This window comes from Paraburkholderia sp. BR10882, assembly GCF_040948855.1.
Taxonomy (GTDB): Bacteria; Pseudomonadota; Gammaproteobacteria; order Burkholderiales; family Burkholderiaceae; genus Paraburkholderia; species Paraburkholderia nodosa_A.
In genome coordinates, this window is sequence record NZ_JBFPKP010000022.1 from 1 (window position 1) to 21,644 (window position 21,644).

16 protein-coding genes and 1 pseudogene are annotated in these 21,644 nt (G+C 64.6%); 6 read left to right on the top strand and 11 right to left on the bottom strand.

What is annotated here, in order from left to right; all coding sequences use genetic code 11:
- Positions 1-251: 251 nt before the first annotated feature.
- The 3 genes from AB3X99_RS34420 to AB3X99_RS34430 are packed head-to-tail and all read right to left on the bottom strand — an operon-like array spanning position 252 to position 6,263.
- Complete coding sequence (locus tag AB3X99_RS34420; RefSeq protein ID WP_069268035.1) at positions 252-1,745, bottom strand: efflux transporter outer membrane subunit; 1,494 nt, start codon at positions 1,743-1,745, stop codon at positions 252-254.
- Between the two features lies 1 nt (position 1,746).
- A complete protein-coding gene (locus AB3X99_RS34425; protein ID WP_368619528.1) occupies positions 1,747-4,965 on the bottom strand; it encodes an efflux RND transporter permease subunit in 3,219 nt (1,072 codons plus the stop codon).
- Positions 4,966-4,976: 11 nt separating this feature from the next.
- Positions 4,977-6,263: an efflux RND transporter periplasmic adaptor subunit gene (locus AB3X99_RS34430; RefSeq protein WP_083245551.1), complete on the bottom strand. Its 1,287-nt coding sequence runs from the start codon at positions 6,261-6,263 to the stop codon at positions 4,977-4,979.
- Positions 6,264-7,144: 881 nt separating this feature from the next.
- Here AB3X99_RS34430 and AB3X99_RS34435 point away from each other — a divergent pair.
- Genes AB3X99_RS34435 through AB3X99_RS34455 form a run of 5 tightly spaced genes read left to right on the top strand, consistent with a single transcriptional unit; the run spans position 7,145 to position 12,082 of the window.
- Positions 7,145-8,122, top strand: a complete 978-nt coding sequence (locus tag AB3X99_RS34435) for a LysR family transcriptional regulator (protein ID WP_368619529.1) — start codon at positions 7,145-7,147, stop codon at positions 8,120-8,122.
- Positions 8,122-9,591, top strand: a complete 1,470-nt coding sequence (locus AB3X99_RS34440) for an NAD(P)/FAD-dependent oxidoreductase (protein ID WP_342946149.1) — start codon at positions 8,122-8,124, stop codon at positions 9,589-9,591. Before AB3X99_RS34435 ends, AB3X99_RS34440 begins: the two co-directional genes overlap by 1 nt.
- A gap of 32 nt (positions 9,592-9,623) precedes the next feature.
- On the top strand, positions 9,624-10,136 hold the full coding sequence (locus AB3X99_RS34445; RefSeq protein WP_368619530.1) for a CMD domain-containing protein: 513 nt from the start codon (positions 9,624-9,626) through the stop codon (positions 10,134-10,136).
- On the top strand, positions 10,133-10,774 hold the full coding sequence (locus AB3X99_RS34450; RefSeq protein WP_368605796.1) for a peroxidase-related enzyme: 642 nt from the start codon (positions 10,133-10,135) through the stop codon (positions 10,772-10,774). Before AB3X99_RS34445 ends, AB3X99_RS34450 begins: the two co-directional genes overlap by 4 nt.
- 3 nt (positions 10,775-10,777) lie before the next feature.
- The gene (locus tag AB3X99_RS34455; protein ID WP_368619531.1) at positions 10,778-12,082 is read left to right on the top strand and encodes an MFS transporter; all 1,305 of its coding nucleotides are present in this window, start codon (positions 10,778-10,780) and stop codon (positions 12,080-12,082) included.
- Between the two features lie 57 nt (positions 12,083-12,139).
- Here the strand turns inward: AB3X99_RS34455 and AB3X99_RS34460 are convergent.
- From AB3X99_RS34460 to AB3X99_RS34475, 4 genes and pseudogenes are all read right to left on the bottom strand, one after another.
- Positions 12,140-12,481: pseudogene (locus AB3X99_RS34460) on the bottom strand (septal ring lytic transglycosylase RlpA family protein); the annotation flags it as partial.
- 329 nt (positions 12,482-12,810) lie between these two features.
- Positions 12,811-13,116, bottom strand: coding sequence for a DUF4148 domain-containing protein (locus AB3X99_RS34465; RefSeq protein WP_368619532.1), 306 nt, complete (start codon positions 13,114-13,116; stop codon positions 12,811-12,813).
- 104 nt (positions 13,117-13,220) lie between these two features.
- A complete protein-coding gene (locus AB3X99_RS34470) occupies positions 13,221-13,469 on the bottom strand; it encodes a hypothetical protein (protein WP_368619533.1) in 249 nt (82 codons plus the stop codon).
- A gap of 314 nt (positions 13,470-13,783) precedes the next feature.
- Positions 13,784-15,367 (bottom strand): tetratricopeptide repeat protein, encoded by a 1,584-nt coding sequence (locus AB3X99_RS34475; protein ID WP_368619534.1) that lies wholly within the window; start codon positions 15,365-15,367, stop codon positions 13,784-13,786.
- A gap of 452 nt (positions 15,368-15,819) precedes the next feature.
- Between AB3X99_RS34475 and AB3X99_RS34480 the strand changes: the two genes are divergently transcribed.
- Complete coding sequence (locus tag AB3X99_RS34480) at positions 15,820-16,953, top strand: porin (RefSeq protein WP_368619535.1); 1,134 nt, start codon at positions 15,820-15,822, stop codon at positions 16,951-16,953.
- Between the two features lie 110 nt (positions 16,954-17,063).
- Here the strand turns inward: AB3X99_RS34480 and AB3X99_RS34485 are convergent, their stop codons facing one another.
- From AB3X99_RS34485 to AB3X99_RS34500, 4 genes are all read right to left on the bottom strand, one after another.
- The gene (locus tag AB3X99_RS34485; RefSeq protein WP_368619536.1) at positions 17,064-17,789 is read right to left on the bottom strand and encodes a haloacid dehalogenase type II; all 726 of its coding nucleotides are present in this window, start codon (positions 17,787-17,789) and stop codon (positions 17,064-17,066) included.
- Between the two features lie 132 nt (positions 17,790-17,921).
- The gene (locus tag AB3X99_RS34490; RefSeq protein ID WP_368619537.1) at positions 17,922-19,634 is read right to left on the bottom strand and encodes an ABC transporter ATP-binding protein; all 1,713 of its coding nucleotides are present in this window, start codon (positions 19,632-19,634) and stop codon (positions 17,922-17,924) included.
- A gap of 9 nt (positions 19,635-19,643) precedes the next feature.
- Positions 19,644-20,621 carry an ABC transporter permease gene (locus tag AB3X99_RS34495; RefSeq protein WP_368619538.1) on the bottom strand — a complete coding sequence of 326 codons (978 nt, stop codon included), beginning with the start codon at positions 20,619-20,621 and terminating at the stop codon, positions 19,644-19,646.
- A 13-nt stretch (positions 20,622-20,634) separates the two neighbouring features.
- Entirely contained in the window at positions 20,635-21,615 is a 981-nt protein-coding gene (locus AB3X99_RS34500; RefSeq protein WP_368619539.1) for an ABC transporter permease, read from the bottom strand.
- Positions 21,616-21,644: the final 29 nt, after the last annotated feature.

The window sequence follows — 21,644 nt, forward strand, 5'->3', positions numbered from 1 at the left end:
TCCGTTCTGTTGCCGCCATTAAAGCTCCCAAACACTGGATTCCCAGCGATCTGTTAGCTTACGATCGTCCAAAAAGCGGACATCTGAACTTGGCTAAAAGCGGACACTACAACTTAGCCCGTACAAAGTAAAACTGCGATAATTTGCATTATGTTAAATAAAAGATAACCATGTCTCCAGCACCAATCTCCTCGCGATCCGCCTCCCTCAGCGTAGCGACGGACCGGCGCTCGCATCAAGCCCCCCGAGGATCATTGCGGCACCTGCGCAACGGGTTCCGCCGTAGCGGGCTGTGCAGGAGGCGGTCCGCTTGCCGGTTGCGGCACGCTCATCTGCTCCGCCTGCACGACCCACCCGCCGCCCATCGCCATGTAGAGATTGACGAGGTTCGTCAGCGTCGCGGCCCGGGTCTGCGTCTGCTGCAGTTCCGCGTTGAACAGATTGCGCTCGGCATCGAGCACCTCCAGGTAGCTCGTATAACCGCCCTCGTAGCGTAGCCGCGCGAGCCGCAGATACTTGCGCAGCGAGGCGACCTGATCGTTCTGAATCTCAAGCTGCTCACGCGACTTCTGCGTCGAGATCAGCGCGTCGTCGACCTGCTGGAACGCGACCCTTATCGCATTTTCGTAGGCGAACAGCGCCTCCTGTTGACGCGCGTCGGCCTGCTTGTTCTGACCGTAGATGTTGCCGCCCGTAAAGAGCGGCATCGTTGCCGAGCCGGCGAACGCCCATACCCGAGCAGGTCCGGTGAAAAGACTGGAGAACTGCGTACTCACTGATCCGAAAAGCCCCGTGAGCGAGATCTGCGGGAAATACAGCGCGCGCGCCGCACCGATTAGCGCATTTTGCGCAACCAGATTCTGCTCGGCCTGCAGCAGGTCCGGGCGGCGTTCGAGCAGGTCGGACGGCATGCCCGCAGGCACGGCCGGCGTCGAGAGATCCACCAGTGCGCGACCGCGCAGGATCGGCTCGGGATTGCTGCCGAGCAGCACCGCAATCGCGTCTTCCTGCTGGGCGATCTGCTGCTCGAATTGCGGGATGGTCGCCTTCGTCGCCGCATAGTCGGACTGGCTCTGGGCAAGTTCCATATCCGAGGTCTGCCCGAACTGCTGGCGCAGCGTGAACACATGCACGGAATCGGCGCGACTCTCCGTTGTGCTCTTCGCGATTTCGAGCTGCGCGTCGAGGCTGCGCAGCGTGATATAGGACGATGCAACCGATGCGACGAGCGTCAGGATCGTCGCGCGGCGGCTCTGCTCGGCCGCGTTCACGTTGGCACGTGCCGCTTCGGTTTCGCGCCGCACCTGGCCAAACAGATCGATGGTCCAGAAGGCAGACAGATTCGGCTGGAACTCGTTGAAGACCGGCGAGACGCCGGCCGGTATCGGCGTCGGCCCGTTCTGCGATGCGCGCTCGCGCGTCGCGCTGAAACTGGCACTCGCCTGCGGGAACAGTGCCGAGCGCGTGCTCACGAACTGTCCCATGAACTCGTCGACACGCGCAGCCGCCTGTTTCACGTTGAGGTTGTTTTCCAGCGCGGTCTTCACCAGGTCGTTCAGCACCGGGTCGTCGAACTGCGCCCACCACATGGTGTTGGCGACGTCGGCCACGTCCGGGTAAGCAAACCGGTACGTTGCCGGCACCTCCACTTTCGGCCGCTCGTAGTTGGGGCCGAGCAGACAGCCGTTCAGCAAGCCGATGAGCAGGACTGGCGCGGCGACGCGCGTGAAGGCTGCGGCACGCATGTCAGTCGCCCTCATGCCGCGCGGACGGCGTGACGGTCGGCGAGCCAGGGCCGCCCGAGGCTGGTGGTGGCGCTTCGCTATCCGGCTTGGGCGTTTCCTTGCCGCCGCCCTTGCGCGAACCCAGCGACTCGATCCCCCAGTAGAACATCGGAATGAAGAACACGGCGATCGCGGTCGCACCCAGCATCCCGCCGATCACGCCGGTGCCGATCGAATGGCGGCTGTTTTGCGAGGCGCCGAGTGCTATGGCGAGCGGCACGCAGCCGAGGATGAACGCAAGCGACGTCATCACGATCGGCCGCAGGCGCTCTTCCGCGGCGACGAGCGCGGCGTCGTACGGCGTCTTGCCCGTCTCCCGGTTCAGGACGGCGAACTCGAAGATCAGGATCGCGTTCTTCGCGGCGAGCGCGATCAGCATGGTGAGCCCGATCTGGAAGTACACGTCGTTGTTCAGGCCGCGCAGCAGGATCGCGAGCAGCGCGCCGAACAGCGCGAACGGCACCGCCATGAGTACGCCGAGTGGCAGCGACCACTTCTCGTATTGCGCGGCGAGGATCAGGAACACCATGACGATCCCGAACACGAACACGAGCCCCCCGGTCGAGCCCGACTTGATCTCTTCGAACGCCTCGCCGCTCCACCCGACGGCGTAGCCCGGCGGCATCTGCGCGGCGAGTTCCTTCAAGGTGTCGATCACCTGGCCCGAACTGTAGCCCGGCGCCGCATTCGCGGTAATTTTCACCGCCGGGAAGTTGTTGAAGCGCGTGATCAGATCGGGTCCCGTGACGTACTTGTAAGTCATCACCGCCTTGATCGGCACCATGTTGTTCGAGCGGCTGCGCACGTAAATCTGGTCGAGGTCGGCGGGCGTGAGCCGGTAGCGCGGATCGGCCTGAACGATCACCTGCCAGAGCCGCGCGTCCTTGTTGAACTGCGAGACGTAGAGCGAGCCGAACATCGTCTGCATCGCGCTGTACACCTCTTCGACCGGCACGCCGAGTGTCTCCGCCTGGTCGCGGTCGACGTTCACGAGCAACTGCTGCGAGCTTGCGTTGAACGTCGTGGTCACACCGGTCAGTTCGGGGCGCGCCTTCGCCTTCGTCATGAAGTCCTGCACGACGCCAGCGAGTTGCTGAATGGAGCCGTCTCCGTGGCTTTCGATCCACATTTCGCTGCCGCCCGTGGTACCGAGACCAGGAATGGACGGTGGATTCACCGGTACGACGATGCCCTCCTGAATCTTCGAGAGCGTTTCGTAAGCCTTGATCAGCACGGCACGCGCGTTTTGCTCCCGGATGTTCGAGAACTTGTACCGTTCGTCGAATCCTTTCAGGCCGACGAAGAACGTGCCCGCGTTGTTCTTGTTCTGGCTGTCGAGCAAGCTGTAGCCGTTCACGATCGTGATGCTGCTGACCGCGGCCTGCTTCATGAAATGGTCGGTGACCTTGTCGCCCACGGCCGCGGTGCGATCGAGGCTCGCGGCGTCCGGCATGATGATCGCGCCAAGCAGATAACCCTGGTCCTCGGGTGGCAGGAAAGCGCCGGGGATCGACTTGCCCATGAGGACCGCAAGCGCGATCACGGCGCCGAAAACGAGCAGGCCCAACACGTAACGCCGGATGATGAACTGCACGGCGCGCCCGTAGCCGGCGGTCATCCGCGCGAACTGGTTGTCGAACCACCGGAAGAAGCCCTTTTTCTCATGGTGCGTGGGCTTGAGCAGAATGGCGGCCAGTGCCGGAGACAGCGTGAGCGCCACGATGCCCGAGAACACCACCGAGATCGCGATCGTGATTGCGAACTGCTTGTACAACTGTCCGGTGATCCCGCCCAGGAACGCAACCGGCACGAACACGGCACACATGACGAGCACGATCGCGATGACCGGGCCCGACACCTCGTCCATCGCCCGCTTGGCCGCGTCTTTCGGACTGAGCTTGAATACCGTCATGTTGCGCTCGACGTTCTCGATCACGACGATCGCGTCGTCCACGACGATGCCGATGGCGAGCACCATGCCGAACAACGTCAGCATGTTGATCGAAAAGCCCAGCGCCGCCATCCCCATCGCCGTGCCGACGATCGACACCGGGACGGCCAGCACCGGAATGAGCGTCGCACGCAGGCTCTGCAGAAACACGTACACGACGATCACCACCAGCACGAGCGCTTCGAAGAACGTATGGATCACGTCTGCGATCGAAGCACGCGTGAAATCCGTCGTGTCCAACGCGATCTGATAGTCGAGCCCTTCAGGAAACGACGTTTTGAGTTGCGCAAGTGTCTCGTGTACCTGCTTCGAAACGTCGAGCGCGTTCGCACCCGGCTGCTGGTAGACCGCGATGATCGTCGCGGGCTTGCCCTGGAAGGTGGTGCGATTCGAATAGCTCTTTTGACCCAGTTCGGCCCGGCCAATGTCTTTCAGGCGGACGATCGCCGCGCCGTTGCTCGCTGCGCGGATGATGATGTTGTCGAATTCGGCGGCCGTCGCGAGCCGCCCGGTTGTCGTCACTGCGAACGACTGCTCGACCGGGTTGCCGGTTGGCGCCTGGCCGACGGTGCCGACCGCGAATTGCTGGTTTTGCGCGCGCACGGCGTTTTGCACGTCGCCGGCGGTAATGCCGAGCTGCGCCATGCGATCGGGCTTCAACCAGATCCGCATCGCATAATCCGGAGTGCCAAATATCGACGACTGGTTCGCGCCTGGAATCCGCTTGAGCGTATCGAGCACGTAGACGTTTGCGTAGTTCGCGATATAGGTCGGGTCGAAGCGGTCGTCCGGGGAGTAGATCGCGATCACCATCATGAAAGCGTTCGACTTCTTCTGGACCTGGACGCCCTGCGACTGCACCTGCTGCGGCAGTTGCGGCAGCGCGAGGTTCACGCGGTTCTGCACGTCGACCTGGGCGAGTTCCGGATTGGTGCCGATCCCGAAGAACACGTTGAGCGTGTAGTTGCCCGTGGACGAACCGGACGAATACATGTAGATCATGTTGTCCGCGCCGTTGACCTGTTGCTCGATCGGCGCGGCCACGTTGTTCGCCACGACGTCCGCGCTGGCCCCCGGGTAGGTCGCGGAGACCGTGACCTGCGGCGGCGTGACGTCCGGATACTGGGCGATGGGAAGCGCGAGCATCGTCAATGCGCCGCCGAGCGTGATCACGATCGAGATGACGGACGCGAAGATGGGGCGATCGATGCAGAAGTGCGAGATGTTCATCGAGTCGCCCCTTACTGCGACGCGCCGCTGCTTGCGGCAGGCGCCGTCGCGCGCGTGCCCGCACTCGCCTGCGGCGCTGACGCCCCGCCCTTCTCGACGACTGCCTTGCCGCCGGTCTGCGTCGAAGGAAGCGTTCCGGCAATCTTGAGCGGCACGTCGGGCACGACGCGGATCGCGCCGTCTACCACGATGCGCTCGCCGGCCTTCAGGCCATCGTTGATGAACCAGTTGTCGCCGCTCCAGTCGCCGACTTCCACCACGCGCTGCTTCGCCTTCGACTCATTGTCCACGACCCAGACGAAGTGGCTCTTCGCGCCCTGCAGCACGGCCCGTTGCGGCACGAGGACGGCATTCGGCCGCGTGGCGCCCGTCACGCGCGCACGCACGAACTGGCCCGGCCGCAACGTGCCCTTAGGGTTCGCAAGGGAGGCCCGCACGAGGAACGTGCCCGTGTCGGTGCTGAACGCCGGATTCGCAAAACTGATGGCGCCGTGCTGCGGAAATTCCGTGCCGTCCGCAAGTAGCACGACCACGACGAATTCGCTATTCGGCGGGAAGATCAGCTTGCCTGCCGAAATCTCGTCCTGAAAGTGGAGCATTTCGTTTTCGGAAATGCTGAAGTTCACCCAGATCGGATCGAGCTGATAGACAAACGTAAGGAGACCGGATGAATTGGCGATCAGATAGCTGCCGTCCTGCTGTCTTGCATAGCTCGCGAGTCCATCCAGCGGCGACTTGATCGTCGTGTAGCCGAGATTGAGTTCCGCTGTCTCGACCTGCCCTTGGGCGGAAATCACCGCGGCCTGGGCCTGCTTCTCGTTGCCGATCGCGTCGTCGAGGTCCTTCTGGCTCAATGCCTGTTGCGCGGCGAGCGGCTTGACGCGGGCAAGATTCTGCTGCGCTACCGTGAGCCGCGCCTGCTGCTGCGCAAGCTCGCCCCGCGCCGTCTGCAGCGCGGCCTGAAATGGCTTCGGATCCATCAGGAACATCGTCTGGCCGGCCTTCACCTTGTCGCCTTCGGAATAGGTCCGCCGGTCGAGAAAGCCGTCCACGCGCGCACGAATTTCGACTTCACGCGAACTCTGCGTCTGTGCGGTGAACTCGAGCTGAACCGGGGTGTCCTGAGCCGTGACCGTCATCACCGTGACTTCCGGTGCGCCGAGCGCCGGCGGCCCCGATGCCTTCTTGCAGCCGGCGAAGAGCGTCAGCGCAATGACGACGAAGATTAGCGGCAGGCGGTCCCGGCGTGCCGCAACCCGGGGTAACGGTCGATGCTCCGGAAAGAACGGTCCGCTCATGAATGGCCTCCCGCAACGCGCCGGACCTGCGCATCGCCCCGGTACGCGCGCGCCATGGTCACCTCTGCGTTGCCCGCTCTCACTGTTCGCGAATTGGATCAGCAAGGATCTGCACACTGCGCTGGACACGGCGCCGGCTCAAGCATGACGGGGCCAGCCGACTTGCCGCTCCCGGACGATTGCCCGCGCCGGTTATGACTTCTTCGATACAACGTGCCCCGATGATTCGCGCGAAGATCGGAATGATCTTTGGGTCGCTGGCTGAGGTGCCGCGCATACGGCGCGCTCGAAGCGCCACCAGCGCTGCCCGGCGCGTTGGTATCGGCGCCGTCCTGTCACGGCGCTCGTAGTCGTCAAGTGTGGTAGCCGTCCAGGGCAAAAACAATGAGACTTTGGTCCGATATCCCGCCGAGCCGCGTTTTGCTGTACACGGCAAGGACGCACGGTTGCCGGGGCAACCGCCACGCGGTATGCCCACGTTGCAGTTTGTCCACGGTTGTTGGTCGCGCATTCCGCAAATGCGCTTGAACTGATCATTGAGCAAGCCACCAGCAACACGATCTTCATGGCGGTCTCCCGAAGGTTCTGCCAAAACGTGACAGGCGCATGATCGATGCAGCCTTGATCACCCCGTCTTCGTCTCAAAGACTGCAGGACGCGCGTTCAGCGAAGACCATCGTGCCGATACCACCGCTTCTTCATCCGGGCACACGTTGAGAACCGGTGCCGAGTCTTGCCGCCCACGCCACGACAGGAACAATGTCGTTAGGGGAAACCCCTCTTCCGGAATAACGATATAAAGATCAATTATTTGAAAAACGTATTCTTACAGCGTCAGAATGTGTTTTACGCATTCTCGTGCACCCAACATCAACCGGAAGATGGAACTACGCCAGCTCGAAGCCTTCGCCGCAGTGATCACGACCGGCAGCGTCACCGCCGCCGGCCGCCTGCTGGGGCGCTCGCAGCCAGCGATCACGCGGCTGATCCAGGAGCTCGAAACCGAGGTCGGCTATGCGCTGTTCACGCGCAATGGCCCACGCGTCACGCCGACCGAGCAAGGCATCCTGCTCTATGAGGACGTCGAGCACGTGCTGACGGGCGTGCAACAGATCCGCAAGCGCGCCGGCGAAATCGGCCGCGGCGAAAGCCGGCCGCTGCGCATTGCCGCGACTTCTGCCCTCGCCGCCGGCCTCGTACCCGTCGCGCTCGCGCGCACCGATGTCGGTGACACCGCGCAGACGATCCAGTTGCGCAGCCTGCCCCCCGAACAGGTCGTGCACGATGTCCTCACCGGCGCGGCCGACATCGGCGTGGCGAGCCTGCCGCTTGAGCATCGCGGCGTGGTCGTGCACTGGATCGGGCAATCCGCGTGCGTTGCGGCGCTGCGCGACGATGATCCGCTAGCCCGCTCCGAGCGGCTGCCGCTGTCGGCCTGCGAGGGCCGGCGCATCGTCACGATGCAGAACCCGTATCGCCTGCGCCGCCGGCTCGATCATGCGTTCGCACAAGCAGACGTTTCCCCTGCGGGGCTGATCGAGACGAATTCGTCGATGAACGCGCTGACCGCGGTTCGCGCCGGTCTCGGCATCTCGGTGCTCGAACCCGTCACCGCCTACGGCATCCCGCTGGCCGGTGTCGCGATCCGCCCGATCGACGCCGACATTCCGTATTTCTTCGGCGTGATCTCGCGCGATGCCATCGCGTTGCCCCCCTCGGCCGTGACGCTCATCGACGCGCTCGCGGACGCAGCTCGCGCTGTGCTGCCCGATTTCGCGCTGCGTGCGAGCGCCGAACACGCCCAGGTCCTGCAGTCGCTGTATGGCGATCTGCCCGCCACCAAGGAATCGTTGCCGTAATGAATCCGACCACCCCATCGTCCGCAGGTCTCGCCGCGCTCGAAGCCCGTCTGCGCGAGGATCTCGCGTGGCTCGAACTGCCCGCGAAGCGCTGGATTCCCGAACGCACTCTCGATGGCCGCTCCTTGATCAACGTAGCGATCGTGGGCGGCGGTATGGCGGGGCTTGCGCTGGCCGCCGCGCTCGACCATCTCGGCATCGACGCCGTCATTTACGATCAGTCGCCGCGCGGTTTCGAAGGTCCATGGGCCACCACCGCGCGCATGGAAACATTACGTTCTCCGAAGCAGCTGACCGGCCCCGCGCTCGGCCTGCCCTCGCTCACGTTCCGCGCGTGGTTCGAAGCGCAGTTCGGCGGGCAGGCGTGGGACGCGCTCGACAAGATTCCGCGTCTGCAATGGATGGACTATCTGCGCTGGTACCGCGATGTGCTCGACATCGACGTGCGCAACGAACACCGCGTCACCGCCATCACACCGTGCGCAAACGGCAGCGTCGCGCTGTCCCTCACGAGCGCTGCCGGCGGCGAGACCATCCATGCGCGCCACGTCGTCCTCGCGACGGGCCGCGACGGCCTGGGCGGTCCTGCCGTGCCGGCCTTCGTGCGCGATCTGCCGCGCCGCTTCTACGCCCATTCGTCCGACGTCATGGACTATGGCACGCTGCGCGGCAAGCGCGTCGGCGTCATCGGCGCGGGGGCCTCGGCGATGGACAGTGCGGCCACCGCGCTCGAAGCGGGTGCGGCCTCGGTCGATCTGCTGATCCGTCGCGCGGACATCCCGCGCATCAACAAGGGCAAGGGCGCGGGCAACCCGGGCCTCACACATGGCCATGTCGCGCTCTCCGACGACTGGAAGTGGCGCATCCGCCACTACATCAACGTGCAGCAGGTGCCGCCGCCGCGCGGCAGTACGCTGCGCGTGTCGCGCCACGCCAACGCCCGCTTCAACCTCGGTGCGCCGATAACCGGTGTCGAACAGGTCGACGACGAACTGCACGTCAGCACACCGAAAGGCGACTTCGCACTGGACTTCCTGGTGTTCGCAACGGGCTTTCGCATCGATCTGACGAGCCGCCCCGAGTTCGCGCCGTTTGCCCGCCACGTTCGTGCGTGGAAAGACCGCTACGCGGCGCCAGCCGGCGACGACGACATCGAGCTTGCCGATTCGCCCGACCTCGGACCGGTGTTCGAATTCCAGGAAAAGACGCCCGGCGCGTGCCCGGGGCTCGAGCGCATTCACTGCTTTTGCGCGCCCGCGACGCTCTCGCACGGCGCGCTGTCGGGCGATATTCCGGCGGTCAGCGACGGCGCGAAGCGGCTCGCACAAGGGCTTGCCGCCACGTTCTATCGAGAGGATGTCGAATTGCACTACGCCAACATGGCGGCCTTCGCCGAGCCGGAAATCGAAGGCGACGAATGGACGCCCGCGCCATCGCCTCCGGCACTCGCCGAGCGCGAAGCGAAATGAGCGCGTGAATCTGCCGTTCTCCGGAATTGACCATGACATACGACACTGACGACATCGTCGATCGCGTTGCCGACCTGGCGCCCGACTCGGCCACCCGCACATTGCGGCACCAGCGCGCCAAAGTGGTGGAAGCGACGCAAGGCAGCTACGACGCGCTGTTCGACCCCACGCTGGAAGGCCTCACGTTGATCGAGCGGCTACTCGTCGCGCTCTATGCGAGCCGCCTCGCGCCCTCACCGGCGCTCGCTGCCCACTACCGCACCGAACTGGCCGCGCACGATGTCGATGCAGCGACGCTCGCCGCCGTGGAAACGGGCGCGACCGAGGATCTCGCTGCGCCGCGCCTGCGCGCGATCCTCGCGTTCACGCGCACGCTGATCGAAAATCCGGTTGCCGGCGACAAGGCCGCGCTGCAGACGCTGCCCGCCGCCGGCCTGACGACGCCGGCCGTGGTGGCGCTCGCCCAGCTGATTGCCTTTCTGTCGTACCAGACGCGCCTCGTCGCGGGTCTGCAAGCCCTCAAGCAGCTGGAGCGCGCATCATGAGCGACATCATCCGATCGCACGGCTTCACGAACGAATCACTCGAATGGGACGCGTGGCTCGACGTCGTCGATCTCGACCAGGCCACCGCGGGTCAAATTGCCGTTCTCGAGGAAAGCCACCCCAAGGCAAAAGTATCGGACTACTACCGGTTTCTCGTCCATCAGCCGGAAATCCTGCGGCAGCGCTCCGCCGCGTTCAACGCAATCATGTACGCGCCCGGCGGCTTGCCTCGCGCGGAACGGGAACTCTCGACCACCGTGGTTTCACGGCTCAACGGCTGCGTGTATTGCGCATCGGTGCACGCCCAGCGTTTCGAGCAGCTCGCCAAGCGCAACGACGTGATCCGGCAGGTGTTCGCCGATCCGCACAGCGCGGGCACGACAAAGCGCGAAGAGGCGATTGCCCGCTTCTCGGCCGCGCTGACCGAGCACCCCGACGAGATCGAGGCGGCCCAGTTGCGCGAATTGCGTGAGGCGGGTCTTACGGATGCCGAAATTCTCGACCTGATCCATTCGATTGCCATCTTCGCGTGGGCGAACCGGCTGATGCTCAATCTCGGCGAACCTGTGTTTCCCGAGCCGGCACCCGCCCCTGACCGACCGACGCTGGACCTCCCTTCAACTAAAACCCGGGGATAGCCGATGGGCACTCAACCTGGCATCAAGCCTGTCATCGTGGCCGCCGTGCTGGCCAATGCGATGGAGTGGTTCGACTTCACCATCTTCGCCGCGATGACGCCGATCATCAGCAAGTTGTTCTTTCCGGCCTCGCACGGCGCAGCGGGCGCGGATCTGAACGCCATCCTGCTGACCACGGCCCTCTTCGGCGCGGGTTTTTTCATGCGTCCCGTAGGCGGCGTGCTGCTCGGTCTTTACGGCGACACGTACGGCCGCAAGGCGGCCATGACGCTCGGCATGGGCATCATGGCGCTGGCCGCCGCGATCATGACCTTCGCGCCGACGTATGCAACGGCCGGCCTCGCCGCGCCGGTCCTGATGCTCGTGGCCCGGCTGCTGCAAGGCTTTTCGATCGGCGGTGAATTCGGCACATCGACGGCGTTCCTGATCGAACTGGCGCCGCCAAATCGCACCGGCTTCTACGGCTCGTGGCAGATGAGCGGACAACTCATGTCGACGATGCTGGGCGCCGCACTCGGCATGGTGGTCACACAGGTGTTCACGCCCGAGCAGCAACTCGCGGGCGCGTGGCGCATCCCGTTCGCGGTGGGCCTGCTCATCGCGCCGCTGACCATCTACCTGCGCCGCCACGCAAACGAAACCTACGCGCGCATCCACGCAACGCCGCACACCCGCGCGACGGAAGCGGCCGCCGTCAAGCGCGGACTGTCCGACTATCTGATCGGGATGGGCATGGTGGTGGCGAGCACCGTCACGTTCTACGTCACGTTCGGCTACACCGTCACGTATGCGAAACAGGTGCTCAAGCTGCCCGTTTCGGAAAGCTTCATGGTGCAAATGATCGCGGCCATCGTCATGCTGATCGTCACGCCGATCGCGGGCGCGCTATCCGACCGCGACGACCGCAAGACGCTGCTGGTCGGCTCGCTGGGCGCCTACCTGGTGGCGATCTATCCGCTCTATGCGTGGATCGTGGCGGCGCCGTCCGTCTCCCGGCTGCTCGTCGCGCAGATCGTGATCGGCGTGGTGAGTGCGACCTTCCTCGGCGTCTATTGCACGACGCTTGCCGAGATGTTCCCCAAGCGCACGCGCGCGACCTCGCTCGCGGTGGTCAATAACGTCGTCGTCCTGATCTTTGGCGGCTTTGCGCAGACTTTCGTGACCTGGCTCATCGTGCTCACGGGATCGCCGCTGGCGCCGGTACTCTATGTGATGATCGGCATCGCGCTCAGTCTCGTGGCCGTCGTGGCGCTGAAGCCGGGTCATTTCAGGCGGGGCAGCGCAAGCGCCGCTCAAACCACTGGGTGAGGCAGCGGGCTTGTCCATGTAGAAGGGTGAAGGCGAGGATGTGACGGCCCCCTCACGTCATCTTCCTGTCGTCAGGATTCCGTCGTCATCCGACGCCGTCTGTGCGTTCGGCGTGTTCCCTATACGTTCGATCTGCACCCGCATCGACCGTGCGTCGGTCAGCCCCAGCGCTTTCGCCGCGGCATACGAGAGATCGATGATCCGGCCTCTCACATAGGGGCCGCGATCGTTGATGCGCACCACGACCGACTTCCCGGTTGCCACCGATCTGACGCGCACATAGCTGCCGAGCGGCAAGGTTCGATGGGCAGCCGTGAATGCGCCGGTGTTGAAGCGTTCCCCGTTCGCGGTCTCATGGCCCTGGAACTTCTCCGCATACCAGGATGCCTCGCCGGATTGGACTGCCTCGTGGCGCATATGACAGGATTCGCCGCTGCACGCGGCTTGCCGGGACGCCATTTGTCCGCACGCTGTGAACAACGCACAGATTGCGAAAACGCTCAAATAGCGCAGTGATGGCGTCATGGACCACATGTCAGTCAAATGAGCGATGGCTCAACGTTTTCAGAGGTGCACAGCATACCGCATGCCCGGTCGACATAAAATCCTGGCAATTTTTCAGGTTTCATGCAATGCGCTCGTAAGTCTGGCCCTCATTTCTCGGCTGATGCCCGAAAAGAGCCCCTCGATTCGTCGATGGGAAGGTAGGGGCTCGTCAACGCCCTGGCTTACTGACCGAAGTAAACCGGCTTCATGCTGTCACCGGCGGCGGGCGCGCCAGAGGACGACGTACTGCCTGCCATCCCGCCGTAACCGCTTCCGCCGTTCTGCGCGGCCACGCGTGCTTCGGCAGCCTGGATGTCGGCTGGGTAGTTGGTATTGTCGCCGTCACCTGGGCGGTAGCCCGCCTGTTCGAGCTGGATAAGCTCGGCGCGGACCTGCTCAGGCGTCACGGCGCTGTTCGATTGTGCAAACGAGACCGCCGGAGCAGACAGAACGGTAAGGATAACGAAGGTTTGAGCAAGGGATTTCATGATGAGGTTCCTCTAACGATTGCCACGTAGGATGCAACTAGCTTGAACCGATGCGCAGGTTCAATACGCTCCCGCAACTTTTCCCGCGCCCCCGCTGGCCTCCATTACTTGATGGAGGCCTGATTCCCCGTTCGTTGTGTCCGCCACGTTTTTGTTTGCACTGCCCAGCGGCCTGTGTCGAATCCACCCGAAGCGCAGGCTGCACCGTGGGTCCGCTGCCACCATGCGTGGTGATCGAAATTGCGCAGGAAATCGGCGCGGCGGCGCTCACGGAGGTAGTGCGCCGTCACGCCGGCCGCAGCGATCGCAAGCACGATCGTGCCGGCAGCCATACCCAGCCAGGTTGGGTCCACGTCAGCCTCCCGATTGCATCCGCAGCGCTCGCGCGCTCCATGTGTCCTTGGGCGCTCAGCGTTGGTAGCAACCGTCGCCGACGGGGTTTCCCTGAGCACGACGGATGCCGGAACGGTCAAGCGGCAAGCCGCCTGCAGCACGTTATGCAGATGTCATGCCATCCGGGAGCGATCCGCGCGGCGCCCTTCCCCACGTGCATCGCAGCGATGCGAGTCTGGGCGCGACCATCACCTGGCCGGGCGATGTTGGGCGATTGCCAACAGGCTGGTCGCGGCACGCGGCAGCCGTTCTGTTGCGATCGTTCGTCGGTTGTCTAACGCGCGGCGATCCGCGCATCGAGCGCCGTGCGCAATGCGCTCACCACGTCGGCCCACTCGCCGCGGCGCGTTTGGCGGAACAGACGCGCGTTGGCGTACCACGGACTGTCGTCGCGATTCAGCTGCCAGCGCCAGTCCGGTGTGAACGGCAGCGCAATCCACACGGGCTTGCCGAGCGCGCCCGCCAGATGCGCGACCGCCGTATCGACGGCGATCACGAGATCGAGTTGCGCGACGAGCGCAGCCGTTGCCGAAAACGTCGTCAGGCGCGTGCCGGCGTCGATCAGCCGGCCGCGCTGCACGAGTTCGTCCATGCACGCGCGGTCGCGCTCGCGCAGCTCTTTTTGCAGCGACACGAAGCGCATATCGGCGTCGAACAGCGGCAGGAGTTCCGCAAGCGGCATCGAGCGATTGCGATCGTTCACGTGCGTCGTGCTGCCCGACCAGACCAGGCCCACACGCAGCCGCCGGTCGCCATTCTCATCGGCGCCGATCACATCGGACCACGACGCGCGCGCGGCAGCGTCGGCGTCCGCGTCGAGATACGCGCCCGAAGTCGCGAAATCCGCTTCGCGCAGCGCGAGGGCGTGCGGCAGGCTCAACATCGGCACGTGGTAGTCGAACGCAGGCAGTTCCGACGAGTCGCCGATGACGCTCGATGCACCCGCTACGTTCCGCAGCAACGGCAGCAGCGCGTCCTGCACGCGCACGATCACGTTCGCGCCCTTCGCATGCAGGCGGTCGACGAAGCGCACGAACTGCAGTGTGTCGCCGAGACCCTGTTCCGCGTGCACGAGCACGGTCTTGCCCGCGAGCGGCTGGCCCTTCCACAGCGTCGCGTCGGGGAAATCGTGTTTCATCGTACCGTCGCGCCAGCGCCATTCGTATTCGCGCCAGCCGTGCTCGAATTCGCCGAGCAGTAGATTGGTCTGTGCGCGATTGGTGCGCGCACCGGCGTCGTTCGTGTCGATCGACAAGGCCTTCTTGAAGTGGCGCAGCGCGTCGTCGAAGCGATGCAGGTCGCGCAACGCGACGCCCAGGTTCACGTAGGCGGCGACGAAATTCGGCTTGAGTTCGATTGCCCGGCGATACGCGTCGAGTTCCTCGTCGTACCGGCCCAGCTCGCCGAGCAGCGTGCCGCGGTTGTAGTGCACTTCCGCCGAACGTGGATGCCGGCGCGCCAGACGCCCGAGATACGCGAGTGCGGCCTCGGCCTCCTCCAGCTGGATGAGCGACATGGCCGCGCCATGCAGCGCTTCGACGTGATCGGGCGCGAGCGCCAGCTGGCGTTCGTAGAGCGCGACGGCCTGGGCGTGACGCTGCGCGAGCTGGCAAATGCGTGCGGCCTGCTGCAACTGCTCCTGAGGCGTTGCGGCCGGTTGTGCCGCGCGCCAGGCGAATTCGGCGGCGCCCGCGTAATCCTCGCGCGTTGCGTAGACAAATGACATCGCTTCCAGTGCGCCCGCGTGATCAGGATGCGCTTGCAGGATCGATTGCAGGTCGTGCTCCGCGGCGTCGATGCGGCCGGCGGTGAAATGCTGCTTCGCCTGGGCGAGCAGCGCGACGATGGTGTCAGTCATGGGAACGCGGGGGCGCTCGCGCGCGAATGCATGGATGAGGAATCAAGGCCGTATTTTACCTCAGCTGCTCCCGCGCAGTTCCGTCGCACCATGTCGCCGGGAACCACGATAACGAACGGTGCGGTCGATTTGAAACGTGGAACAACGCGTATTTCTTCGCGTTATTCATTCACGGTAATAATCAGGAATATGGATCGCAAAATCTTTCCAGAAATTACGATAAAAATGCGATAAATAGCGCGTTTGGGCCAGCGCATGGGCGTGCATAAAGTTCCTTGTTTTACCGGATATTTCGATCTTCCAGGCTGCCGATGTAATAGTCTGGAACAGGTAAGGCAATGTTAGCCAATAATCGTGGCATGCATGCCACAACTCCTGAAAATCATTCCGGATATCGCGTTATGCTCCGCGCTCGCTCGCTTTCGAGTGAATAACAAAGCAATGGAGTTACGATGAAAAAGTACACCCTTTCCGCCCTCGCAGTCGCCGCAGCCTCTTTCGCGAGCGTCGCACACGCACAAAGCTCGGTCACGCTTTACGGTTTGATCGACGCGGGCGTCCTGTACACGAGCAACCAGTCGGGCAGCTCGAACGTGCAACAGTCGAGCGGCGCGCTCAACGGCAGCCGTTGGGGCCTGCGCGGTAGCGAAGACCTGGGCGGCGGCCTCAAGACGATTTTCGTGCTCGAGAACGGCTTCAGCATTTCGACGGGCGCGGCGAAGCAAGGCAGCCGCATGTTCGGCCGCCAGGCGTTCATCGGTCTTTCGAGTGACCGCGCCGGCGCGGTCACGCTGGGTCGTCAGTACGACAGCGTGGTCGACAACCTGGGCGGACTGTCGCTGAACGGCACGCAGTACGGCGGCACGCTCGCCGCGCACCCGTACGACAACGACAACCTCAACAACTCGTTCCGCGTGAGCAATTCGCTCAAGTACCAGAGCGTGAACTACGGCGGCCTCAAGTTCAATGCGCTGTACGGCTTCTCGAACGCCGCGGGCGGCTTCGCGAACAACCGCGCATACAGCGTCGGCGCCACATACTCGTTCGGCGGCCTCAAGGCGGGTGCGGGCTATCTTCAGCTGAACAACTCGGGTTCGACGATCAATAGCAGCGGCGCGGTCAGCGACGACGCCACCTTCACCGCATCGCGTCAGCGCACGTATGGCGCCGGATTGAACTACGCTTTCGGCGCAGCCAACGTGAGCTTCGTGTTCACGCAAGCGCAGCTGAGCAACCTCACGGCCATCAACTCTTCGAACGCGGGTGCGACGACGTCGTTCGCCGGCAACAGCGCGCGCTTCAGCAACTTTGAACTCAATGGCCGCTATGCGTTCACGCCCGCAATCACGGTGTCTGGCGCTTATACGTACACGAACGCGAGCCTGGACGGCGTGAATCCGAAGTTCCATCAGTTCACGCTGCAAGGCGACTACGCGCTTTCGAAGCGCACCGACCTGTACGCCGAAGCCGCGTATCAGCGTGTCGTGGATGGCGAGGGCAAGATTCACGCGGACATCATGGGTGTTTCTGCTTCGGATTCGAACTCGCAAGCCGTGGCGACCGTGGGTATCCGCCATCGCTTCTAACGCGACGATCGCTCGCAACGTGAACGCCGCGCCAGCGGCGATCTGAGTACGGGCAGGCAGACGCCTCGGTGTCCGCCTGCCCGTGTGCTTTGACAATGCCCTTTAAAACCTCAATCTATCGAGGCATCGAGCTGACTCGCAAGCTCGTTTAAATCGTTCACCACGAAATCCCAGGCCTGCTCCGCTTTCAGGTCTGTTTTCTGATCGGGACCGTGCTCGGTCCGCCGCACGACGAAGGCCGTCGAAAGGCCAAGCCGGCGCGCCGCGGCCAGGTCGCCGTTATGCGCCGCGACGAGGCATACTTCGGCGGGCGCGAGACCCAGAATGTCCGCCGTTTCCGTGTACACCTGCGGCGACGGCTTGTAAGCGCGCACCACTTCGGCGCCGAGAATGGCATCCCATGGCAGGCCGGCGCGCCTCGCAATGTCCACCATGAGCCGGATGTTGCCGTTCGACAAGGGAGCGATGATGAAGCGGCGTTTCAGACGATTCAGCGCCTCGACCGAGTCGGGCCATGGATCGAGGCGATGCCAGGCCAGGTTGAGTTCGTCGATCTCGGCGTCCGTCGCTGCGGCAATACCGCTGCGCGCCAGCACCTTCACGAGATTCTCGCGATGCAGCACGTCGAGGCGCACGTTGGGCTGGCGGCCGCTGCGGATTTCCTCCATGGCAGGCGAATACTCGCGGCGCCAGGTGTCGGCGAACTCGAAAGCGTCGAGATGAGGCGCGTGGCGTTGCAGAAAAGCGGCGGCTTCCCTCGCGACGCCGCGTCGCCAGTCCACGACGGTGCCGAAGACGTCGAATACGAGGGCCTTGATTTCGGTACGGTTCGTCATAGGGGCCAGCATCGGTAGTGGATCGGAGCTCGGCATCGTGAATCGCCTCGGTCAACCGGCAAAGGCGGTGCAATACACATTGAAGCACCCAAACCGGAATCGCAGCTGATCGCTGCCCCACTACCCCGCGCTTCAGGCCGCTTCGGCCTCCAGCTCGCGCCCTGGAATCGCAGCGAGCAGCGCACGCGTATACGGATGGCACGGTGCGCGCCAGATGTCCTGATGGTCGCCGCTCTCGACGATCTTGCCCTGTTGCATCACGTGCACACGGTCGGCGATGTAGCGCACGACCGAAAGATCGTGCGAAATGAAGAGCATGGAAAGCCCCAGCTCGCGCTTGAGTTCGACGAGCAGATTGAGAATTTGCGCCTGGATCGAGACATCCAGCGCCGACACCGGCTCGTCGCAGATCAGCAATGCGGGTTCGAGCACGAGCGCGCGCGCAATACCGATGCGCTGACGCTGGCCGCCCGAGAATTCATGCGGAAAGCGCGCGAGCGCCGCCGCGGGAAGGCCCACGCGTTCGAGTACCGAGCGCACACGCACGCGGCGCGCCGCCGCTTCGCCAACCCCATTCACAGCCAGCACGGTTTCGAGAATGTCACCCACGGTGCGACGCGGGTTCAGCGACGCATAGGGATCCTGAAAGACCATCTGCACCTTGCGCCGTAACGGCCGCAACGCGCGCTCGCGGAGCGGGACGAGTTCCGTGCCGTCAAGCGCGATCGATCCGCCCGCAACCGGCACGAGGCGCATGATCGCACGCGAAAGCGTGGACTTGCCGCAGCCCGACTCGCCCACGAGCCCGACCGACTCGCCCCGGCCAATCTCGAACGAGACACCGTCGACGGCGTGAAGTGCCGGCGCGCCATGGCGCTGCGCGTACGCCACGCGCAGGTCGCGCACGGCGAGCAGCGGCGCGGCGTCCGTCGTCTGAAGGCCCGATGCCGTACACTCGGGCACCTTGCGCGGCACCACCACGAAGCCCGCCTCCTCGTCGGTGCGATCCACGCGACCGGCCGGTGCCGTGTGGCGGATTTCCGGCAAGGTCCACGAGCGGTAGTGCAGATCGTCGGCGAGATTGAGCGAAGCGCCGAGGAGCCCTCGCGTGTACGCGTGGCGCGGGCGCGCGAAGAGATCCGCCGTCGGCGCTTCTTCTACCTTGCGCCCGGCCAGCATTACCGCCACGCGGTCCGCATGATCGGCCACGACGCCCAGGTCGTGCGTGATCAGCAGGAGCGACATCGACAGCTCCCGGCGCAGCGCGTCGAGCAGTTCGAGGATGCGCGCCTGGATCGTCACGTCGAGTGCGGTCGTGGGTTCGTCGGCGATCAGCAGACGCGGGCGGCACGCCACGGCCATCGCAATCATCACGCGCTGCCGCTGGCCGCCCGATAGCTCGTGCGGATAGTCGTCGAAGCGGCGCTGCGGCTCGGCAATGCGCACGAGATCGAGCAGCTCGACGGCACGCGCGCGAGCGGCCCGGCGCGACAGCGCCTCGTGCTGACGCAGCGTCTCCACGATCTGCGCGCCCACGCTGAGCACGGGGTTCAGCGAGGTCATCGGCTCCTGAAAGATCATCGAGATCTGTTTGCCGCGCAGATCGCGCACCGCCCCGCGCGGCAAGCCCAGCAGCTCGCGTCCTTCGAAGCGCACGCTACCCGTGACGCGTCCTGGCTCGGGAACGAGCTGCATGAGCGAGAGCGCCGTGGCGGACTTGCCGCTGCCCGACTCGCCCACCAACGCGAGTATCTCTCCCGCCGCGATGTCGAAGCTCACGCCGCGCACCGCATCGTGCGCCCCAAAACTCACGCGCAAATCGCGTACTTCCAGCAGTTGGCTCACGTGGCACCTTTACGGTCGTTGCCGCTGCCGCGGATTGAGGGCTTCGGTCAGGCCGTCGCCGAGCAGATTGAGGGCGAGCACCGCGAGGACGATGGCCGCGCCGGGAATCGCCGTGAGATACCACGCCGTGCGCAGCGAATCGCGACCGGCGCCGATCATCGCCCCCCAGCTCATCACATTGGGGTCGCCCATGCCGAGGAACGACAACGACGATTCGATGAGGATCGCGCTCGCCACCATCACCGAAGCCGTGACGATCACGGGCGGCAGCGCATTGGGCAGGATTTCGCCGAAGATGATGCGCGTGTTGCTGAATCCCTGGCTGCGCGCCGCAAGCACGAAGTCAGAGCGCCGCAGCGTGCGGAATTCCGCGCGCACGATCCGCGCGACTGTCGGCCACGAGGCAACGCCAATGGCGAGCGCGATCACCACCACGTTGGGCCGCCCGATCGCTACGAGCACGATCACCAGCAGAAAGGACGGCACGGTCTGGAACAGCTCGGTGAGACGCACCAGCGTGTCGTCGATCAGGCCTCCGAAATAGCCGCCGGTGGCGCCCACGAGCGTGCCGATCACGAGTCCGATGCCTGCCGAGGCCGCGCCGATCAGCAGCGAAACGCGCGCGCCATGCGCGATGCCGGCTGCGACGTCGCGCCCGAGCGAATCGGTGCCCAGCCAGAATTGCGGGTCGCTGCCCGGCCATTCGAACGGGCCGCCCACCATGTCGAGCGGATCGCCCGGGTAGAGCCGCGGCGCGAGCACGGCGAGCACGACAAATGCCGCGAGCAGCACAAGGCCAGCGCAGGCCGAAGGGTTGCGCAGCAACGCGCGCCAGAAAGCGTGCCCGGCACGGCGCGCGGGCGCGCTGTCGCGCTCGGCGCCGCGGCGGCCAAGCAGCGCGAACGCCAACTGTCGCCGCCACGGCGAACCCTGGCGCGCGGCCGCACGTCGTGCGTCAACCGGCAGATCCGGCGATTCGAAACTCATTGCGGTTCCTCCGTTAGCCTATGCGCGGATCGAGCCATGCTTGCAGCAGATCGACCACGACGTTCGCGACGATCACGAGCAGCGACGACAGCAGCAGCACGCCTAGCAGCACGCTGAAGTCGCGCGCCAGCACCGCGTCGAGTGCAAGGCGGCCCAGCCCCGGCCAGCTGAATACCGTCTCCGTTACCGCCGCGCCGCCAAGCAGCGTGCCGAAATGCAGCCCCACGAGCGTGGTGAGCGGCATCAGCGCGTTACGCAGCACGTGCCGCAAGGTCACGCGCCACGGATGCAGACCTTTCGCGTGCGCCGTGCGCACGAAGTCCTGGCGCTGCACTTCGATCATCGCGGCACGCGTAATGCGCGCGTAGATCGCGACGAAGAAGGTGGCGAGCGTCGCCGCGGGCAGCAACACGTGCCTCGCGACATCGGCGACGTAGGCGAAGCCGTGCAGGTCCGCCCCGATCGTGATGTTGCCGCCGCTCGGCAGCCACCCTAGCCGGACCGCGAACAGAATGATGGCGAGCAGGCCGATCCAGAATCCAGGCGTCGAATAGAACAGCAGCGCGAACACCGACAGCACGCGGTCGGGCCACTTGCCGGCCCAGTGCGCCATCACGGCGCCGAGCGCCACGCCGACGACGAGCGCGAGCGACAGCGCCACGCCCATCAGCAGCAAAGTGTTGGGCAAGCGCGAAAGAATGAGCTGCATCACGGGCATGTCGTAACGCGGCGAGTAGCCAAGGCTGAAATGCGCGAGATGCTTCAGGTACGTCCCGATCTGCACCAGCAAGGGCTGGTCGAGCCCGAACTTCGCGCGCAGCATCGTCATCGTTTCCGTCGTCGCGGAGCCGGCTTCGCCGGCGATCACGTCGGCGGCGTCGCCCGGCATCAGCTTGAGCAGGAAGAAGTTGAGGATCGCGATGCCCAGCACCGTAGGCACCGCCTGCCAGGCGGTGCGGCGCAGGATCGTTTGCCAGCGGGCGCTTCGGCTCATCGTTGGGCTCCGTCGAGGGTGCGATGCGC

What these genes read in the sequence shown, in the direction of transcription:
- AB3X99_RS34420 (WP_069268035.1), bottom strand. Translation starts at nt 1,745, where the DNA reads ATGCGTGCCGCAGCCTTCACGCGCGTCGCCGCGCCAGTCCTGCTCATC.
- AB3X99_RS34425 (WP_368619528.1), bottom strand. Translation starts at nt 4,965, where the DNA reads ATGAACATCTCGCACTTCTGCATCGATCGCCCCATCTTCGCGTCCGTC.
- AB3X99_RS34430 (WP_083245551.1), bottom strand. Translation starts at nt 6,263, where the DNA reads ATGAGCGGACCGTTCTTTCCGGAGCATCGACCGTTACCCCGGGTTGCG.
- AB3X99_RS34435 (WP_368619529.1), top strand. Translation starts at nt 7,145, where the DNA reads ATGGAACTACGCCAGCTCGAAGCCTTCGCCGCAGTGATCACGACCGGC.
- AB3X99_RS34440 (WP_342946149.1), top strand. Translation starts at nt 8,122, where the DNA reads ATGAATCCGACCACCCCATCGTCCGCAGGTCTCGCCGCGCTCGAAGCC.
- AB3X99_RS34445 (WP_368619530.1), top strand. Translation starts at nt 9,624, where the DNA reads ATGACATACGACACTGACGACATCGTCGATCGCGTTGCCGACCTGGCG.
- AB3X99_RS34450 (WP_368605796.1), top strand. Translation starts at nt 10,133, where the DNA reads ATGAGCGACATCATCCGATCGCACGGCTTCACGAACGAATCACTCGAA.
- AB3X99_RS34455 (WP_368619531.1), top strand. Translation starts at nt 10,778, where the DNA reads ATGGGCACTCAACCTGGCATCAAGCCTGTCATCGTGGCCGCCGTGCTG.
- AB3X99_RS34465 (WP_368619532.1), bottom strand. Translation starts at nt 13,116, where the DNA reads ATGAAATCCCTTGCTCAAACCTTCGTTATCCTTACCGTTCTGTCTGCT.
- AB3X99_RS34475 (WP_368619534.1), bottom strand. Translation starts at nt 15,367, where the DNA reads ATGACTGACACCATCGTCGCGCTGCTCGCCCAGGCGAAGCAGCATTTC.
- AB3X99_RS34480 (WP_368619535.1), top strand. Translation starts at nt 15,820, where the DNA reads ATGAAAAAGTACACCCTTTCCGCCCTCGCAGTCGCCGCAGCCTCTTTC.
- AB3X99_RS34485 (WP_368619536.1), bottom strand. Translation starts at nt 17,789, where the DNA reads ATGACGAACCGTACCGAAATCAAGGCCCTCGTATTCGACGTCTTCGGC.
- AB3X99_RS34495 (WP_368619538.1), bottom strand. Translation starts at nt 20,621, where the DNA reads ATGAGTTTCGAATCGCCGGATCTGCCGGTTGACGCACGACGTGCGGCC.
- AB3X99_RS34500 (WP_368619539.1), bottom strand. Translation starts at nt 21,615, where the DNA reads ATGAGCCGAAGCGCCCGCTGGCAAACGATCCTGCGCCGCACCGCCTGG.